General features: G+C 37.1%; 16 protein-coding genes. 11 read left to right on the top strand and 5 right to left on the bottom strand.

The window, feature by feature from the left end; translation table 11 throughout:
* The first annotated feature begins 22 nt into the window (after positions 1-22).
* Both BMS_RS05360 and BMS_RS05365 read left to right on the top strand, forming a co-directional pair.
* Positions 23-262 (top strand): hypothetical protein, encoded by a 240-nt coding sequence (locus tag BMS_RS05360; protein WP_014243779.1) that lies wholly within the window; start codon positions 23-25, stop codon positions 260-262.
* Positions 263-308: 46 nt separating this feature from the next.
* Positions 309-1,730, top strand: a complete 1,422-nt coding sequence (locus tag BMS_RS05365; RefSeq protein ID WP_014243780.1) for an aldehyde dehydrogenase family protein — start codon at positions 309-311, stop codon at positions 1,728-1,730.
* On the opposite strand, the gene BMS_RS05370 is transcribed toward BMS_RS05365, so the two are convergent.
* Positions 1,723-2,502, bottom strand: a complete 780-nt coding sequence (locus BMS_RS05370; protein WP_014243781.1) for a substrate-binding periplasmic protein — start codon at positions 2,500-2,502, stop codon at positions 1,723-1,725. The two genes, BMS_RS05365 and BMS_RS05370, sit on opposite strands and share 8 nt — an antisense overlap.
* Entirely contained in the window at positions 2,502-3,524 is a 1,023-nt protein-coding gene (locus tag BMS_RS05375) for a sugar ABC transporter substrate-binding protein (protein WP_014243782.1), read from the bottom strand. The genes BMS_RS05370 and BMS_RS05375 overlap by 1 nt, the downstream gene beginning before the upstream one ends.
* A 190-nt stretch (positions 3,525-3,714) precedes the next feature.
* Between BMS_RS05375 and BMS_RS17900 the strand changes: the two genes are divergently transcribed.
* The 8 genes from BMS_RS17900 to BMS_RS05415 all read left to right on the top strand — a co-directional run bounded on the left by BMS_RS17900 (position 3,715) and on the right by BMS_RS05415 (position 10,962).
* Complete coding sequence (locus BMS_RS17900) at positions 3,715-5,418, top strand: c-type cytochrome (RefSeq protein ID WP_052590585.1); 1,704 nt, start codon at positions 3,715-3,717, stop codon at positions 5,416-5,418.
* Positions 5,418-5,978 (top strand): GNAT family N-acetyltransferase, encoded by a 561-nt coding sequence (locus BMS_RS05385; protein WP_014243784.1) that lies wholly within the window; start codon positions 5,418-5,420, stop codon positions 5,976-5,978. The genes BMS_RS17900 and BMS_RS05385 overlap by 1 nt, the downstream gene beginning before the upstream one ends.
* A gap of 29 nt (positions 5,979-6,007) precedes the next feature.
* The gene (locus BMS_RS05390; protein ID WP_157868243.1) at positions 6,008-7,090 is read left to right on the top strand and encodes a hypothetical protein; all 1,083 of its coding nucleotides are present in this window, start codon (positions 6,008-6,010) and stop codon (positions 7,088-7,090) included.
* 69 nt (positions 7,091-7,159) lie between these two features.
* Positions 7,160-8,347: an NAD(P)/FAD-dependent oxidoreductase gene (locus BMS_RS05395; protein ID WP_014243786.1), complete on the top strand. Its 1,188-nt coding sequence runs from the start codon at positions 7,160-7,162 to the stop codon at positions 8,345-8,347.
* A complete protein-coding gene (locus BMS_RS05400) occupies positions 8,344-9,144 on the top strand; it encodes a DUF1338 domain-containing protein (RefSeq protein ID WP_014243787.1) in 801 nt (266 codons plus the stop codon). The genes BMS_RS05395 and BMS_RS05400 overlap by 4 nt, the downstream gene beginning before the upstream one ends.
* Positions 9,125-9,847, top strand: coding sequence for a glycerophosphodiester phosphodiesterase family protein (locus BMS_RS05405; protein ID WP_044557322.1), 723 nt, complete (start codon positions 9,125-9,127; stop codon positions 9,845-9,847). The genes BMS_RS05400 and BMS_RS05405 overlap by 20 nt, the downstream gene beginning before the upstream one ends.
* The gene (locus BMS_RS05410; protein WP_014243789.1) at positions 9,844-10,434 is read left to right on the top strand and encodes a hypothetical protein; all 591 of its coding nucleotides are present in this window, start codon (positions 9,844-9,846) and stop codon (positions 10,432-10,434) included. Before BMS_RS05405 ends, BMS_RS05410 begins: the two co-directional genes overlap by 4 nt.
* Entirely contained in the window at positions 10,435-10,962 is a 528-nt protein-coding gene (locus BMS_RS05415; RefSeq protein ID WP_014243790.1) for an NUDIX hydrolase, read from the top strand.
* Here the strand turns inward: BMS_RS05415 and BMS_RS16765 are convergent.
* Both BMS_RS16765 and BMS_RS05425 read right to left on the bottom strand, forming a co-directional pair.
* The gene (locus BMS_RS16765; protein WP_014243791.1) at positions 10,949-11,521 is read right to left on the bottom strand and encodes an NYN domain-containing protein; all 573 of its coding nucleotides are present in this window, start codon (positions 11,519-11,521) and stop codon (positions 10,949-10,951) included. The two genes, BMS_RS05415 and BMS_RS16765, sit on opposite strands and share 14 nt — an antisense overlap.
* A 17-nt stretch (positions 11,522-11,538) precedes the next feature.
* Positions 11,539-15,144, bottom strand: a complete 3,606-nt coding sequence (locus tag BMS_RS05425) for a hypothetical protein (protein ID WP_014243792.1) — start codon at positions 15,142-15,144, stop codon at positions 11,539-11,541.
* Between the two features lie 159 nt (positions 15,145-15,303).
* Here BMS_RS05425 and BMS_RS05430 point away from each other — a divergent pair, with 159 nt between their 5' ends.
* On the top strand, positions 15,304-16,647 hold the full coding sequence (locus tag BMS_RS05430; RefSeq protein ID WP_014243793.1) for a hypothetical protein: 1,344 nt from the start codon (positions 15,304-15,306) through the stop codon (positions 16,645-16,647).
* Here BMS_RS05430 and BMS_RS05435 read toward each other — a convergent pair.
* Complete coding sequence (locus BMS_RS05435) at positions 16,635-17,318, bottom strand: lysophospholipid acyltransferase family protein (protein WP_014243794.1); 684 nt, start codon at positions 17,316-17,318, stop codon at positions 16,635-16,637. The genes BMS_RS05430 and BMS_RS05435 overlap by 13 nt on opposite strands.
* Between the last annotated feature and the right edge of the window lie 22 nt (positions 17,319-17,340).

Consider the following 17,340-nt stretch of genomic DNA (forward strand, 5'->3'; position numbering starts at 1 on the left):
TTTAAATAAGGGAGGCTTTTGAATGTGTGATGTTTGTAAAGCAGAGGGAATGGACGCAGAATTTAGAAATGGTGAGCGATTCAGAGTTTCTGCATCAAAACTCTATAGAGTCTTTAAGGGGCAAACCGCAGTTATAAAAGTATGTCCTTTACACGACATTCAACTCTTCATGCTCGGTGAGCAGAAGTTTCTTTTGGAGAATCTAGGTTTTTTAAAGCACCTAAATCAGAACCGAAGAAATTTTGTCTCCAAGAGTTTCTAGTAGATAAGTATTTCTCCATCTATAATGAATTTAGATAGGAGAATACATGCTAGAGACGAGTTCATTTATAAATGGTAAATTTACCAATTCATCCGATAAAAAATTAGACATAAAAAATAAATACACCCTCGAGACTATTGCACGAGTTGGACTGGCATCTGCTCATGAAATAGAGGAGGCCATTACTTCAAGTGAGAGTGCATTTCATACTTACTCGAAATTCACTTCGGGAAAGAGATATGATCTTCTATCAAAATTTCTAGATTTATTTATAGCAAAGAGAGAAGAACTTATAACTCTTCTTATAAGTGAAGCAGGTAAGCCGAGAGATTACGCTGCTGGAGAGTTTGATCGCTGTGTAGAGACAATTAGATTTGCTTTAGAAGAGACTCGAAGAATTGGAGGAGAAGTTGTTCCAATGGATTTTTCTAACGGAAGTGGAAAAATGGCCATGACTTCTCGCTTTGCAATTGGACCAGTCCTTGGGATTTCTCCGTTTAACTTTCCTTTGAATTTAACACTCCATAAATTAGCTCCAGCGCTGGCCAGTGGTTGTTCTATTATTATTAAGCCATCTCCGTATACTCCGCAGTGTAATCTATTACTGGGGAAACTTGTTCAAGAGGCAGGCTTTCCTGACGGTTTGGTAAATATTGTTATTTGTGAAAATAAAGAAAGTGAATTACTTGTAAGGGACGAGAGAATAAAGCTCTTAAGCTTTACCGGAAGCCCTAAGATAGGATGGATGCTTAAGAGTATTGCCGGAAAGAAGAAAGTTATTTTGGAATTGGGTGGTAATGCTGCAGTAATAGTAGATGAAACATCTGATATTGATAGAGCGGCCAAAGAAATTGCTATTGGCTCATTTCTCTATGCGGGACAGATTTGTATCTCAACCCAAAGAATTTTCGTAGCAGAGAAAGTTTATAAAGAATTTAAAGAGAAGCTTATAAGTGAGACTTCAAAATTAGAATGTGGAGACCCTTCTAAGAGCGGTGTTATGGTTGGGCCTATTATTGATAAGGTTCATGTTGAAAGAATAGGTCAGTGGATTGAAGAGGCAAAGCAAGGGGGAGCAAAACTTCTTCTTGATGGAAGAAGTGCTGATGTTGATCACAATATTCTACAGCCAACATTGATAGAAAATTATAAGAGTGAAGATAAGGTTTGCTTCGAAGAAGTTTTTGGCCCGGTAGCAATATTGAAAGAGTTTAATACTGAGCGTGAGGCAATTGATCTTGTTAATGATTCTCGCTTTGGCCTACAGGTTGGAGTGTATTCAAATAAGCTAGACTTTATTAAGCAATGCTTTAAAGAGATTGAAGTTGGCGCACTCATTGTTAACTCTATCCCTGGTTTTCGTATAGATAATATGCCATACGGAGGAGTGAAGGACTCAGGCCTTGGCAGAGAGGGAATTAAGTATGCTATCGATGATATGACAGACGAGCGCTTACTTATTATCTAGTTAGAACAATATTCCAATCAATAATATTATAATTATTTAAAAGCTTTTGAAGCTTTCCAGACTTTCTATAATTATTAATAAAACGCTTTAGGTCGCTCTCAATTAAGTTCTTTATTGGAAGATTCTTTTTACTCGCAAACTTGATCGGGCTATAGCCAGAGATGGAGCTTGGAGTAAGAAGAGTTTTATCTCTAAAGTCACTCGTAGAGTAGAAGTATTTTAAAACGTTGTAGTCATCAATGGCATAGTCAGCGCGTCCAAGAGCGATGAGCTCAATAAGTCGATCGTGTATTCTTGAACCAGTAATGAATTGAACCATGGATTTTCCCTGATTAATCTTATTGATTCTATCTAATAGCAGTTCATTGACCTTACTCCCAGGCATTAGGAAGATGGACTTTCCTTTAAGGTCAATAATATCTAGGATAACTGGGTCGGTACCTGTCTTAGAGATAATTCCTGCTGAGCTAACTCCAAGAGTAACGTCATAGATTTCAAATTCTTTTGAGTTTCTTAAATCAAAGGAAGTAAAGAGAGCAATGTCATTGTCTCCTCTAAGAACAGAGTCTTCTAATCTCGCATAGGGAGTCGTTACAAACTTTACTTCAATTTTCTTTTGCTTAAAAAACTCTTGTAGTAAATCAACAATATATCCCTGCTTTCCTCCCTCTGTACAATAGTAAGGACAACCTGAAGAGAGTGCGATTTTATACTCTCTTTGAGCAAAACATGAAGATGAAATAAGAAAGAAAAGAATAAAGAGCTTCATCATTATTCAAATCTCTTTATTTGGTTTTGCCATCTCTTCTTGGACCAAGGAAGCTTTATGGCCTTTGGAAGTTCTCCCTCCATTCCTGAAAATGAGCTAAGGGTTTTAGCCGTAACTGGAAATGTTGGAATGAGCATCCTCTTAGAGACTTTTTTATTCTTAAGAAAGTCATAGCCCGCTTGCATACTCTCTCTACCCATTTGTGAACAAAATTGAGCACTATTTATGACTGTGAGTTTCTTATCCCTAATATTCTGTATTGAGCGAGGATCACCATCAATAGTTGCAACTTTGATCTCATTTCTTTTGGCCTTGGCGAGAACTTCTACAATTGGAAGTCCTCCACCATCGTTAATAGTAAAGATGACATCAACTGAGTTCTTATCTGGAAAGTCTTTAAGAATCTCTTCTCCAACTTTCTTTCCACCAACTGGTTCAACAGCAGAATAGGATTTTAATATTTTAAAATTTTGGTGAACTTTCTTAAAGGTATCGATAAACCCTTCAACTCTATCTATTGTACTTGTGACCCTAGGATACTCTACGAGAATCAATTTTATTTCGTAGTCATTTGGGTAGAGCTTTTCGATATATTGAGCATTGAGTTTACCCGCTTGGTAGTTATTCGAAGTGATAAAGCTGGTAAGCTCACCACCAAGAATATATTGATCATAAGCAATAACAGGTATCTTTAATTTATTGGCCAATTGAAGAGGACCGATAAGAGCAGAGTTATCTGTTGGCTGAATAATAATGAGATCGACCGGAGTTCTATCTTTTAAAACTGAATAGAATTGCTCAATTTGTCTCTTTGCACCCTCACGTCCATTACCTGCAACATAGGGCTCTATGAGAATTTTATCTTCAGTAGTTTTAGTGATTTGTTGGGCCCTTTGCTCGACGCCCTTTCTCATGGCAACTTGACCCTCTATATCCATAGACCAATAAAGGGCGGCAACTCTATAATCCTTTGCATTTGCAAAGATAGAAGTGGCCAGTAGAGAAATCATGATAGCAGCTTTCATAAGTTCTAACTCTGTTTTAAGGTTGTAGATCTAATATTAACCCTTATAGGACTTTTGGTCTATATAAAGATTTCTTAAGAATTACATGATTTTAGTGGGTTATGTGTTTTGGGAGGCTATTTATTTTTTTCATTCCCTTGGTCAAATGGTGAAAAATTTGATGTAATTCGTGCAGTTAAGGAGAGATTTTGTGAAGAATGCTATCTTAGTTGCAATAGTGACAACTTTATCAATACCATTTGCCCTTGGTTCAACTCGCTCGTGGGACAATGCTGATTGGTCTAGAAATTTTAAACTTCCCCTAGGTGAGACTAGAGAAAATATCTATAGCGCAAATATTGAAGAGTTCTCAAAGCTCAAGCACAACGGCTATCTTCACGCCTTAGAGTATCCCGTAACTGTAACGGGGCTTTTGATTCCAATCGATCCTCTTCATGACTTTTTAGAAGCCGATGAAAAAAATCCTCTTAGAAGATTAGTGACAAAGATTGCGAAGAGAAGAGTTGGCTTTAGCACAATTCAAGAAATGTATGACTGGGTTGGACTCAATCCATATAACGACAATGAAGTTGAAACAGGGATTTATCAAATCCCTTACCCGAGAGGGGAGAAGCCCGACTTTCCAATGGGCGCAACAATAATGAATACAAAGCGTGGTAAGGGGCTGACGTTTAGCTGTGCCACTTGTCACACATCAAGTCTCTTTGGGAAGACAGTTATGGGTCTAACCAATAAGAGAGTAAGAGCAAATAAGTTCTTTCATATGGCCAAGCAAACAGTTCCTTTCATTCCAAGTAAAGTCTTTCAAGTGGGGACGAGGGCCAATGAAGAGGAAAGGCAACAGTTTAGAAGAACAAAGTATAATTTAAACTCAGTTGGAGCAGTCGTTCCTCAAGTTTTAGGTCTAGACACTTCTCTTCCACAAGTTGCTCTTAGCTTGGCGAGAAGAAAGAATGATGAGTACGCTTCCAAGAGTAAACGACTTGAACTCTTTCCAAGACCTAATGTCTTAGATCACTATGTCGCCGACTCAAAGCCAGCAGTATGGTGGAATTTAAAGTATAAAACGAGATGGCTCTCCGATGGGTCAATCGTTGAAGGGAATCCAATCTTTACAAATTTTTTATGGAATGAACTCGGCAGAGGAACTGACCTAAGAGAGTTAGAGAAGTGGATGCAAAATAATACACAAACTGTACGCGAGCTAACAGCGGCGGCCTTCTCAACTAAGGCTCCTCGTTGGACAGACTTCTTTGACGCTTCAACTATTAACCTCGCTTCGGCCAAGAGGGGAGAGAAGATCTTTGAAAAGAGCTGTGCTAAATGTCACGGTAGTTACGAGAAGGCATGGAATCAAGAATATTCAGAAGAGCTTAGTGAAGTCGATATTTTGGCCACAACTAAAGTGGTCTATCATGAAAAAACTCCTGTTAAAGACGTTGGGACAGACCCACAGAGATACGAGGGCATGAAGTACTTTGCGCAGAGACTGAATGAATTAAAAATTTCTAAGTGGATGAAGACAACTGTCGAGCCGCAAAAAGGTTATGTTCCACCACCGCTAGTTGGGATCTGGGCGAGATACCCATACTTTCACAATAATTCTGTACCATCTCTTTGTGCTCTTTTAAGTAAAGTCGAACAAAGACCAAAGACTTTCTACCAAGGTCCTGCTAATGATCCTGAAACTGATTTTGATAGCGAGTGTGTTGGTTATCCGGTAGGAAAGAATATTCCAAGTGAGTGGAAAAAAGATAGAGATGCTTTCTTTAATACTGCTAAAGCTGGTTTAAGAAATACTGGGCATACGAAAATGTTCCTCGATGAGAAGGGCAATGAACTCTATTCTCCGGCGCAGAAGAAAGATCTTATAAATTTCTTAAAGACTTTGTAATGGAAGAAATTAGCTACAAAGATATAGTTAAAGAAGATATTGCTGATCTCTTAAATTTTACCGATAGATGGATTGGGAAGAATTACTTTTGCAGCAAAGAATTAGAAGAAATTCTTGATTACTCAAGTGTAAACGAAATAAATACATCTCTAAAAGCTGTTTCTAAGAGTGGTGAAATTGCAGGAGTTCGACTTACTCTTGCTCCGGGGGAGTGGGTCTCTACTATGAGAGGCCTCTCGACTGATCTGTGGAGAGTCCGTCCCAATGAAGTCGGCTACTTTAAAAGCTTATTCATAAGCGAGTCTTTTCAAAAGATGGGAATAGGTAAAGAGCTTTCAAAGAGATCAATTGAAAAGCTTAAGGAGCTTGGGGCTAAAGCGGTAATATGTCACTCGTGGCTTGAGTCACCTAATAATAGTTCTCAGAGGTACTTACTTTCAATGGGTTTTGAGGCAGTTAAGGAATACCGAGAGTTTTGGTCAGAGATTGATTATCACTGCACTAAGTGTGGACCGGCAAAATGTAGGTGTACTGCCATAGAGATGATTAAGTATATATAAAAATAGCTCCCTCTTCCGATAAGTTGAGTGTGAAATCGCGCTTAATAATAATTAATCTATTCATCTTTTTTGGATTCCTAGCAAGTTCTTGCTCTATGACAGGACTCCGTTCACCATCTTCATTAAGTGAAACATCAAGTTGTCTTAGCACAATTAAAAAATTCTTTGCCACTGATGAGCCTCTCTATGTAGAGGCCAAAGATCTGAATCAACTAGAGAGTATCGATGAGGAGCTTTTTGAGCGCTTAAAGCTTAAGAGACTCGAAGATCTTAAAGAGGGAAGAGTGAGGAAGAGCTACGATGGAGCACTCGATAAGATTGCTCACCTAGAGGCAATCGTTGAACATAGAATGAAGTATCCAATACACTCGGGCTTTCAAGAAAATTATAGAAAATTAAGTGAGAAGAAAATTAAACGACTTACCAAAGTATTGGAGGGCGTTGATCTAAACTCAGATTGGACCTATAGCAAGTATCGCAAATTCATCTTTAAGTATTACTCAATTATGAATACAGAGAAAGGTGTTGCGCTAAATTATGATGCCTTCAGTGTTGCAACTAAGGACTTCATTATAAAACGTACGGAGCAGCAAATCTTAATGAATCATATTGCTCCTCATATCTCTGTTGTTTCTAGATTGAAGAATAGAACAAAGCTTATTCTCAGTCTTCTCTCAAATATAACAATGCTCCACAATGTTGGGACATTTTACACTTTCTATGAACTCCGTATCTTCACTCCTTCAGATGAAATTATAGAAAAGATTTATAAAGAGGGACTACTTCCAAATATTGATGAACTTATGCAAGCTTATAAAACAAGAAGTGCTGTAGAGCTAACTTATAATCAGATGAGACCATACTTAGTTGTTACTGGTCTTGCTACTACAGCGATTGCCATTGGAAATGCTTATCAAAACGGAGAGAGGATTGTAGAGAATACAATTGATCAATACGAGAAGCTAATAGAGAGTATTATTGAAAAGTTCACAGATATTTTAACTCCTGAACAGCGAAAGAAACTCTTGGCCTCTTTAGAGAAGGAAGCCAGATCTGACAATAGATTAGATACAAGAGATTATGAGCTTATTCTAAAGGCCCTTTCTGAATAAACAATTTCTTCTAACTACTCTTTCACGTATACTAGAGCTATGCTAACCTTAAAGGATTGAGGGGTAAATATGAGTGTTTCACTTTGGCAGGATCGTTCCAAAACGACAAATCCAAAAGTCCAAGATTTTGATGTCGTTATTATAGGTGGAGGAATCGCAGGACTCTCTACGGCCTATTGGCTTTTAAAGGAAGAAGCCGGATTAAAGATTGCCCTTCTTGAAAAAGGTGAACTGGCAAGTGGAGCAACAGGAAGAAATGCTGGCTTTATAACTTGTGGCTCTGTTGAGCACTTTAATCGTCTCGTTGGAAAACACGGACAAGATGAAGCTCTAGAGATTTGGAATTTCTCTGAAAAAAACCTCGAACTCTTAGAAGAAGAAATTATAAGAGATAATAAAGAAGCTCTTCAGTTTGAAAAGAAGGGAAGTTTTTCTTTGGCCTCAACAGAGGAAGAGTTTGAAGAATTAAAGAAGTCATATTCTTTGATGAAGGACTTAGGCATAGAAGTTGAGATCCTTGAAAAGGATCAAATTCAAGAGCGCTTAAATGCTGAAGGATTTGTTGGGGGCATAAAGTATGTAAAAGATGCTTCCGTTCATCCAGTTCTTTTATTAGATGAGATCTATAAGAAAATTAAAGATAATGAGAATTTCTGTGTCCTAGAAAATAGCGAAGTCTTTAATATCGAATCTAGTGGCGAGCTCAAAGTTATTCATTCTAGATCGGGAAAATATCAGGCCCAATTAGTTGTTATGGCCACAAATGGTTATAGCGCTCAACTCCATCCTTTCTTTGAAGATAAAATCTATCCCACAAGAGGGCAGATTCTTGCGACAGAATCTCTACCAAAGCTCTTGGAGGGACCTTGCTATGCTAATTTTGTCTTAGATTACTTTAGACAAACGCCAAGCGGTGAAATTGTAATTGGTGGCTTTAGACAACTTAAGAAAGATACAGAAGTTGGGTATAGTGACGAAGTCACTGATATTATCCAGGATGCTTTAGAAGAGTTTTTAAATAAACATATTCCAAAAATAAAAGGTTGTTCTATAACTCATCGCTGGTCGGGAATTATGGGATTTTCTAGTGATGGGCAACCAATGGTTGGGGCCATTCCAAGTGATCCTCAAATATACTTTGTGGGTGGTTTTACGGCCCATGGATTAGGACTGGCTTTTCACTGTGGGAAGTGTTTAGCTGATGTTCTATTTGAAAGAGAGATACCTTCTTTTATTTCCGCGAAGAGGTTTGCATGAGTTTAGATATTCTTTTAGAAGATTTGTGGAGTGACTATATAAGTATTGCTCCTATTGCAAAAGAGATTCACGATATCTTACTCGAACAAGGCGAAGAGATTAATAATGATCATATCGCATTTCGAACCTTTAGCTCTAAAGGAATGGGGATTGAGGAGATGGAGGTCTTCTTTAGCGCATTTGGTTACGCTAGGAAGGGAGATTATTCTTTTTCAGAGAAGAAATTAAATGCCATTCATTTGGAACACCAATCAGATGCTACTTATCCTAAGATCTTTCTAAGTGAGCTTCGTTATAAAGAGCTTAGCGCAAGGGCCCAAGAGATTATCGAGAGAGAAATCACTAAGGTAAAAGATCTTTCAATTTCAGAATTATTTAAGAAGAAGGATGTCTTCTCAATTTCTAGCTCTGAATATAGAGAATTACTTGATGAGTCTGAGTATGGAGCTTGGCTATGTGCCTTGGGCTTTAGGGCAAATCACTTTACAATTTTAGTAAATACTTTAAAGAAATTTAATAATTTAAACGAACTTAATGACCTTCTCATCTCAAAGGGAATTTCTTTGAATAGAGCAGGAGGTTTAATAAAAGGTAATCCAGATGTTTACTTGGAACAATCCAGTACAATGGCGAGTCGTATCGAAGTTAAATTCACTGATAAGAGCGAGACTGTGCCGAGCTGCTACTATGAGTTTGCTCTTCGCTATTCCTTGTCTTCAGGTGAGTTGTACCAAGGCTTCGTCACCAACTCCGCCGATAAAATCTTCGAAAGTACAAATGATGAATTGGCTAAGTAAGACTCCAATCACTCACAGAGGTTTTCACAATAATGAGTTTCCAGAAAATTCTCTGGGAGCATTTGAGTATGCAATTAAAAATGATTATGCAATTGAATTTGATATACGCCTAACTAAAGATAAGAAAATAGTTGTCTTTCATGACCTTGATACTTCACGAGTGACTAGGACTAATCTCTTGGTTAAAAACTCAACTCTAAGTGAGTTAGAGAAAATAAAGTTAGAGGAGTCTACATATACAATACCTTCTTTAGTGGATGTCTTAAAATTAGTGAATGGAAGAGTCCCGCTTCTTATTGAAATAAAGAATGAAGGGGGAGTTGGAGATTTAGAAGAAGAGCTAATTAGAATTTTAGATAATTATAAAGGTCAATTCGCTATTCAGTCTTTCAATCCTCTCTCTCTTAAATATATTTCAGATAAGAGAGAGAACTTTAGCATTGGATTATTAGTCGGCTCCTTTAAGAAATCAAAGATTTCATTTTTAAAGAAATTTCTTCTTAAAAATATGCTTCTGACTCCGATTCTTAGGCCTGATTTCTTTTCTGTGGAATATGGTGTGGATATATGGTCTCAGCAGACGATGTTAAAAATATTTAGCAGTAAGCAGATCATATACTGGACTATAAGAAATGAATCTGTAGCAAATGATCTTTTGACCTCCGGCAAAGGAGTCATCTTTGAAGGGTTTAATATAAAATGAAGAAGATTTCTCTCGTCACATTTATCCTACTTGCTCTCTCTATTGCTATCTATTTAATCTTTGGAAGTAAAACAAAGGAGTATGAACTCACTCTCGGTGAGAAGAGGCCAACTCCAATTGCTAGAAAAGCTGGGCCTCCAAAGGTAGAGAAGAAAGTGGAGAGTGAAGAGGTTACGACTAAAGTCGTTGAAGAATTTGATTCTGCTGAATTTGATAAATACTTAGATGAAGTGGAAGAGGGGTGGAATAAGAGTATTGAAGCCCTCTTCTTAGATAACTCTACTCACGCAAATAGAAATTTAATCGAATATAGAAAGCTTAAAAATGGTTATGAGCAAGAGAGAGAAAGACGCTATGAGGAGTTCCACAAAATGATGGAAGCTAAGCATGGTGAAAATTATTCTTATTCTCCTTCTGCTGATGAAGAAATGTTCAATGAGAAATTAGTGAAAATCTATGAAGGGCAGCTGGCCAAAATTATTGGTGACAAGAAAATGATTGAATATCTTCGAGTTAAAGATGAGTTCAATCAAAAACTTGAGTCTAGGGCCCTAGACGACAATTCATATATACAAATCGAGTTTTAAATGTTGAAGAAATGGAAGACGCTTGAGTACCGACAAATCTTAAAGAGCTTTGTATTTAGCTATTACACTGCTAAGAGAGAAAGTGGTGAGATGAGAGGAGACTTTGATGTTCTAGAGTGTAGAAACTGGATTAATGTCATTGCCCTTGATCAAAGCGGTAACTTCATTCTAGTAAAACAATACCGCCATGGTATTGATGATCTTACTCTTGAGAGTGTTGGTGGAGTTGTCGAGTCAGGAGAGGACCCTCTTGTGGCCGCTAAGAGAGAGCTCCTTGAAGAAACTGGTCACGAAAGTGAAGACTGGACTCACCTTGGAAGGGCGTCTGCTAATCCTGCTTTTATGAATAATTACTGTGATTACTATCTCGCAAAGAATTGTCAAAAGACTTCAGAGCAAAACCTTGATCCTCTTGAAGAAATAGAAGTTATAAAAATGAATGAAGTGGAATTATTTGAAAAGATAAAGAGTGGCGAAATTCACCACTCTCTATTTCTTGCCGGCTTAGGGCTTCTTAAGATTTCTTAGTCGGTGCTTTCTTTGTAGTTCTCTTAGTAGTCTTCTTCTTTGATGAAGATGCAGTAGGCTTCTTGGCCCTCTTATTACTTGGCAACTTTAGAGTGAACCAATCGTCGCTCGTAATAGGGTGAAAGTAATCTGCTTCCTCAATTAGTAAATGTGAAGTCGTAGACTCTATCGCAGCGATCTCAACTCTAACACCTTCTGATTTTAAGTGATTCACTAACTCAATATAATCAGAGTCTCCAGACATGATAATAATTGTATCAACCTTCTGGGCAAGCTGTGTTGCTTTAATTGAAAGTGGGATATCTGCACTTTTATGGCATGGTCTTACTGAACCGTGATACTTGTCGTGAAGTCTCTCAGCTAGCTTAGAAGAAATATTCTTTCCCTCTCTAAAATAGATAAGTCTATTTAGGCCTCTGTTAACTAAGAGCTTAGGGATTAATGTATCAAAGTTAAGCATTGTAGAGTGACGTTCTGATTCAGCGTGAATACTTCTCTCTATATTATTTCCATCCACTAGGACGGCGACTTGTTGACTAATTTGAACTTCGTTGTTCATTGTTACTCCTTTAATTTTTACTGACGATACTGTAGTAAATTATAGAGTAAAGCTCCGATATTCAGTCTCTTGGCCCTAATGTTTTCTTTATACATAGGATTAAAGTGGAGTTGAAAGTGGTATTTTAATACATCCGATGTCGATGGGATTTTCATATTTTTAACCATGTAATAAAATACTGTCTTGGTTAGAACTTTCTTCCAACCATTTAATTCCGCCATTTTTTGGACTGATACTTGATAGATCTTAAAAGCTTCATCTAATTCTTTCGTATCGATAATATTATCATTATTTTTATCGAATCTAACAAATGTTGATTCAATATTTAACATTGCTCCTATTAGGAGGGTAAAATCTCTCTTTGCCATTGGGATTGTGACGTCATCAACGTCTCTTGCAAATCCCTCTGTCTTTCTAATAAAGTCTAGCACTGAAGAGCGCTCTTCATTTTCATAGTAGCGAACTAGTTTAGGGAACATATTCCCGTAATTTAATTTCTCAAGCCAAATTTCAAATAGACTCTTTCTATAGCAAGACGTTTCAAACGCTGGTAGCTCTTCTGTTCCTTGATTGTCACAGTACTGGTGTAGATCACTCATAATTTCATCTGTAAGTGAAGAAGCGATAAGTACAATTGTTACGAATTCAACACCTTCATCTAGTCCAAGGGCATTGTCACCATTTGAAGTATTCTGAAAGAGGTCTGACAGCAGAATAACGTTCTCACCAAAAGTCTTAAAGTTACTAGTCCAAAGACCAAACTCTTCTAGAACTGGCTTTAGATCAATAAAGAGCATATTGATTCTCGGTATATCTACAACATCTAAATTGTCCTGCTTGATGGTATAACCTTCTAGCGCAATATTAAAAACATACTTGATGATGGAAGTAAGAACGTGACCAAATCTAGTTCTTCTATACTCTGTCCCTAGGTACTGGATGTAGCGCGTGACTTCGTTATTATTTTGATCAAGCTTCGTTACCTTGTGAGTGTAGTGACGATACTTCTTAATACTATCTAAGAAATCGAGTCTGAGAGCGTTGATATTCTCTTTTCTAACTCCAGGATATTCTTTAATCTTTCCTACGTTGATCCACTTAAGAGGAGCTCTATTTTCTAACTCTTTACTTAGGCCTTTATAAGTTCTTTCGTTAAAGTAAGTAACCTCAAGTCCCTTGTGTACGTACTCTAGGATCTTTGTAATATCATTTGCACTAAAATTCTTAGCTACGTGAAAATCGTTTGGATTAAGAGAAGGATCTTTAAGTCCGTGTAGAATACGTCCTTTTACATTAACTAAACTTGTAGTGAATTCTTTAAAGTTGATTTTATCAGCTTCATTATCTTTATTTAGATTAAGGGCCCAATCAACAGCGGTCATTAACTCGCTTGCTTCAAAGTAATTTAACTTTTGATCAAGAGATAAATTTCCTTTGATTGTGATAAAGTTATGTAGCAAGTTCTTATAGAACATCTCATTGTCTTTTTGATCGCTGAAGTCTGAACTTGTTAATTTGAAAACAGCACTGGCGTAGCTAGGTAGCTTTGTCGCAAAGTCTAATAACTCATTTAGAGTAATAACTTCTCTTGTACCATTTAAAAGTAGAGTCTTAAGAGGAGAAACCTTCTTTGCTATATCTACAATACTCTCTTTATCGTCATCAGTTGATAAGAAGATACTCAGACCATCTAGGATATCTATATAATTTAAATTTGTATTAATAGACTTAAGAGTAGGAAGATCTCTTTGAATCAGGTTATTTAAGTTCTCTGCCTTTATTTCAATTTCTCTTGCGAAGAGATCAACAGATTGAGGGTCTTCTTTAGCAAGATCCATTTTATCTGAATAAAAATTAAAGAATTCAATAAGAGAGAAACCAACTGTTGCTAACTTTATTGTTGATTGAATCTCTTGGATGTTTATAGACTCAGGATTTGTCGTAAGTAAGTGCTCTTTTAATACCTGTACAAAGGCATTAATCTCTTCTTCTGTGAGCTTAACTGATTCTACTCTAGAGTGGTGATTATCATCTTCTTGAAAGAATTCTTTTAAGATGATGGCAATATCATTCATTTCTAGTGCTTCTAGGTTTAAATCTTGAACTAGTAGAGGAGATATCTTCTCTAGTGTTTCTGCTAGAAAGCTCCATTTCTTAGAACTACTACTATCAAATGAACTATTAATGAATCTTAGATCAAAATAGATTGAGGCCATTAACGGTAGTTTTTTGAGGGTCTCATACATTTCTTCATTAGTTAGAAGATTCTTCTGGCCACCAGCAATGGCAATCTTAAGTCCAAAGATCGCGTCAATGAAATCCACATTTAAATTAAGTGAATCTATTTCTGAAGTGAGAGTTTTTACAAAGTTTAAGATATCTACATTGGCAGGAATTCCTCCATGCTCAATCATATCTTTAGTTGCATGTCTTGAAATTCTATTCACGTAAGCAGTAAACTCTTCGCGAATTTCAATCTTCTCTTCAAGAGTTCTTGCGTCGATACCTTTACTAAGGATCTGATGTTTTTCATATGTTCTAAGTCCATCGACAAAGATACTTACATAATTTAGTAGATATTTAATCTCACGGTAGTTGAATTGCTCAGGGTCTCCACCAATGAGGTCTTTCTTAATACTAGTGAAGATCTTCTCATAGTCTCTGATATTGAAATCATCATCACCCGTACCAATCTTTTCAAAGAGAGTGTAGAGGTCTTCGAAATCAAAAACGATTTCGTCTTCTTTTAAAGGGAAGATGATATTTCTAAATCTACTAAGGATATTAGATTGAAAACCGTAGTAGTCGGTATTGTCAGTGAAGTGATAATCTTTGATTAGTACAAAGTCTGTGGCCATCGTGATTAGACGAGGCAGCTTTTCTACAGCAAGTTCTATCTCTTTAGATGTTAAATACTGCTTATTTCCTCCAAAGAATAATCTCTTTAAGAAAATGATGGCATCGGCCAAGTTCTCATCAATGAGATCATCTCCTAAGTTCAAACGAGTATTTAGCTCTAGAAGAAATTTCTTTAATTCAATCTTCTTAGAAAGAGTATCTGGTCTTTTGATTATTTCTAGAGATGTTTCTGCAAATCTACTAAGGGCCTTAGAAAGTAGCTCTCTTTGCTCGAAGATCTTAGAGCTATCTTTTTCCTTCTCCATCATTCTTAAAAGCTTAGTGATAGAGATGGCCTCTTTATTTACAGTGACCAATAATTTAAAGAGAGGAGTGATATTATCTCTATTAATAGAATCGGCCTCATCTTTAAGTAGTAACATATTTAATTCAAAGATCAGCTTAAGACCTTGAATAATTGTATCTGTATTTTCTTTGAAGAATCTTCTTACAAAATCAGAGAGTTCGCCCTCTGAAATTGTGGTTCTATCGTTTGAGCGAACGTAGCGACTAAATTGAATAAAGTTATTTTCTAGGCATTGAATCTGGGCCTCAATATTTGTATCGAGAATATCGCCGAAACTATCGGGGTCTAACTCGCATGAGGCGTTCAGCTCATCTGAAACGAAGAGATCTTGATCTTTTACTGGCTCATCATTTAAGAATCCACACGAAGCCGTGAAAGAAAAAAATAAGGTGAATAGTAGTATTTTTAGACTCTTCATAATATCTTTAATAAAAGTTAACTTTCTTAAAATTTAGTGGATATAGGAGCAAAATACTAGGTTTCTATAGCTTTTAGGTGATATTTACACGGTGCATTATGAGTTGTGGCTAATATCATTTTTATTTGAGATATTGCACATAACCAGGAGAAATTACGAGTGAATTATCGTAAAATCAGCTTGTTAGCACTTTATATTTTTAGCTCTCTGAGCATCTTCGCCGATATTGAAGGTGAATTCTCCTATGAAAAGTTTGTCAGACTCAATTCACCTCAAAAGAAGACAGAGGCAGTGGATTGGATAGGCTTTAGTTCGGCCTATAAACAAAAATCGAGAGACACAGAAGTCTTCGCCGAGGCCAACCTGAAGTACTATTTCAATGGGCCACAATCACTAAATTACTCTCTACCGGAATTCTACTACACCAGTGAAACAGATGACTCAACTTGGACGTTTGGAAGAAAAACTCTCAATTGGAGTTTAAATGAAAAGTATTGGCTTCTTGGCAACCTCAACGGTCGACAAGGTTTCACTCTTCTTTCTTCAAAACAAGAGGGCTTAACAGGTCTTCATTACACGAAACAGATGACGAGTACTATGGAGCTTGGAATCTTCTTCTCATACTTTCATATTCCAGTTCTAAATCCAGGAATGAAAATTGAAAATGGCAAGTTTAGCAGTAACTCTGAGTGGATAAGAAGACCGCCTGAGAGAACTCAAATTCTTGGTACAACGGTTCCAATTGAATATCGCATGAATGAACCTTCAATTGGAGATGTGGTTTTAAAGAAGAGTTTGGGTATCAATGCGAGCTATAAGTGGAAGAGTGGGGCGATTTCATCCTACGCCATCTATAAGCCAGAAAATAGCCTGCGCTCAAATGCAGAAGCTTCCTTGGCCACAGATGGAAGTAAAGTCATCGCTATTGCAAATCCTATTGTGAATCATCATTTAATGTATGGTGTTCAAGGGAAGCAGTATTTTGGAGATGTTCTTGGTGTGGTGTCGTTTGATGTCACTGACCCAAATGCGAAGCTGGGTGATGACTTTGAAGTATTAAATCCACTTCAACTTGAAGATAATGATCGAATTTTTGAGTCAGAGTATTTCACGATTAAGCCCAATTACGATAAGGAAAGTTACCTCTCGGCATCAGCAAGTGTTGAAAGAGAGAGATATATTCTCTCACTAAATTATATACTTCTAATGAGTGATAACTCGCGCGGAAGTGATGACTTCTTCTCTGAAACAGTTAAGTGGAAAAATACAATAGGTGCCATGGGAAGAGTAATGTGGACAGAAGGACTCTTCACTTTAATTGACTATCGCTACGACTTTGAAAGAAAAGATCAGATCGTTAGAATTGAAGGGGACTATGTCATAGCAAATGCTCTTAGTTTAAGAGTAGGGGCAGAGCTTATAAAGTCTCCAGACAATACTTCTTACTGGAGTGCCTATAGAGCGAACGATATTGTCTACGCTTCTATTAATTACTTATTCTGATGCCAATTCTTAGAGCTTAAATTCTTCCAATTTACTAAGGCCTCCTTGGCCTTTTCTTCTAGATCATTTAGAGAACTTTCTAATTCCACTTGATAGCTTTCGAAGTTTTCTGAACTACTTGCAACGATTGGCTTACCGTATAGTACAACAATTCGGCTAAAGGGTTTTGGAAGTCTAAATTTATCCCAACTATTAAAGCTCCAATAACTCTCTGGAATAGGGAGATAGGGAATAATCACAGTTTCAGACTTTAAGGCCATATCGACAATTCCAGGCTTCACTTTCTTAGCAGGTCCCTTTGGGCCATCAACTGTCACGGCACCTGGGTAGCCTTCTTTGAGTTTTTCAATCATCTCAAGCTTGGCCTCTTTGCCGTTCTTATCAACACCTTGAGCATTACGAGAGCTTCCTCTCACGACAATGGTACCTATCTTGCGACAAGTGAAGGCAACCGGATCGGCGTCTTTAGATTTAGATACGATTACAATATGGGGATTTCCTACTTGAGCAAGAATACCGTGAAGAAGGTTCTGGTGCCAGATTCCAAGTAGGTAATTCTTATGCTTACTCTGAGACTGAGCATTCGCAATATTTTCAAGTCCAAGGTACTTATAGCGATAGCTTGCGCTAAATGCCTTAGCGATAAAATAAATTATATAGGAAAGAAACATTGAAACTCCGAGTTGCTTTTCT

The organism is Halobacteriovorax marinus SJ, from assembly GCF_000210915.2.
GTDB classification, from domain to species: Bacteria; Bdellovibrionota; Bacteriovoracia; order Bacteriovoracales; family Bacteriovoracaceae; genus Halobacteriovorax; species Halobacteriovorax marinus.

Excerpts from the sequence above, each read along its gene's own strand:
- BMS_RS05415 (WP_014243790.1), top strand. The coding sequence starts at position 10,435 with ATGTTGAAGAAATGGAAGACGCTTGAGTACCGACAAATCTTAAAGAGC.
- BMS_RS16765 (WP_014243791.1), bottom strand. The coding sequence starts at position 11,521 with ATGAACAACGAAGTTCAAATTAGTCAACAAGTCGCCGTCCTAGTGGAT.
- BMS_RS05385 (WP_014243784.1), top strand. The coding sequence starts at position 5,418 with ATGGAAGAAATTAGCTACAAAGATATAGTTAAAGAAGATATTGCTGAT.
- BMS_RS05365 (WP_014243780.1), top strand. The coding sequence starts at position 309 with ATGCTAGAGACGAGTTCATTTATAAATGGTAAATTTACCAATTCATCC.
- BMS_RS05395 (WP_014243786.1), top strand. The coding sequence starts at position 7,160 with ATGAGTGTTTCACTTTGGCAGGATCGTTCCAAAACGACAAATCCAAAA.
- BMS_RS05410 (WP_014243789.1), top strand. The coding sequence starts at position 9,844 with ATGAAGAAGATTTCTCTCGTCACATTTATCCTACTTGCTCTCTCTATT.
- BMS_RS05360 (WP_014243779.1), top strand. The coding sequence starts at position 23 with ATGTGTGATGTTTGTAAAGCAGAGGGAATGGACGCAGAATTTAGAAAT.
- BMS_RS05405 (WP_044557322.1), top strand. The coding sequence starts at position 9,125 with ATGATGAATTGGCTAAGTAAGACTCCAATCACTCACAGAGGTTTTCAC.
- BMS_RS05425 (WP_014243792.1), bottom strand. The coding sequence starts at position 15,144 with ATGAAGAGTCTAAAAATACTACTATTCACCTTATTTTTTTCTTTCACG.
- BMS_RS05400 (WP_014243787.1), top strand. The coding sequence starts at position 8,344 with ATGAGTTTAGATATTCTTTTAGAAGATTTGTGGAGTGACTATATAAGT.
- BMS_RS05375 (WP_014243782.1), bottom strand. The coding sequence starts at position 3,524 with ATGAAAGCTGCTATCATGATTTCTCTACTGGCCACTTCTATCTTTGCA.
- BMS_RS05435 (WP_014243794.1), bottom strand. The coding sequence starts at position 17,318 with ATGTTTCTTTCCTATATAATTTATTTTATCGCTAAGGCATTTAGCGCA.
- BMS_RS05370 (WP_014243781.1), bottom strand. The coding sequence starts at position 2,502 with ATGATGAAGCTCTTTATTCTTTTCTTTCTTATTTCATCTTCATGTTTT.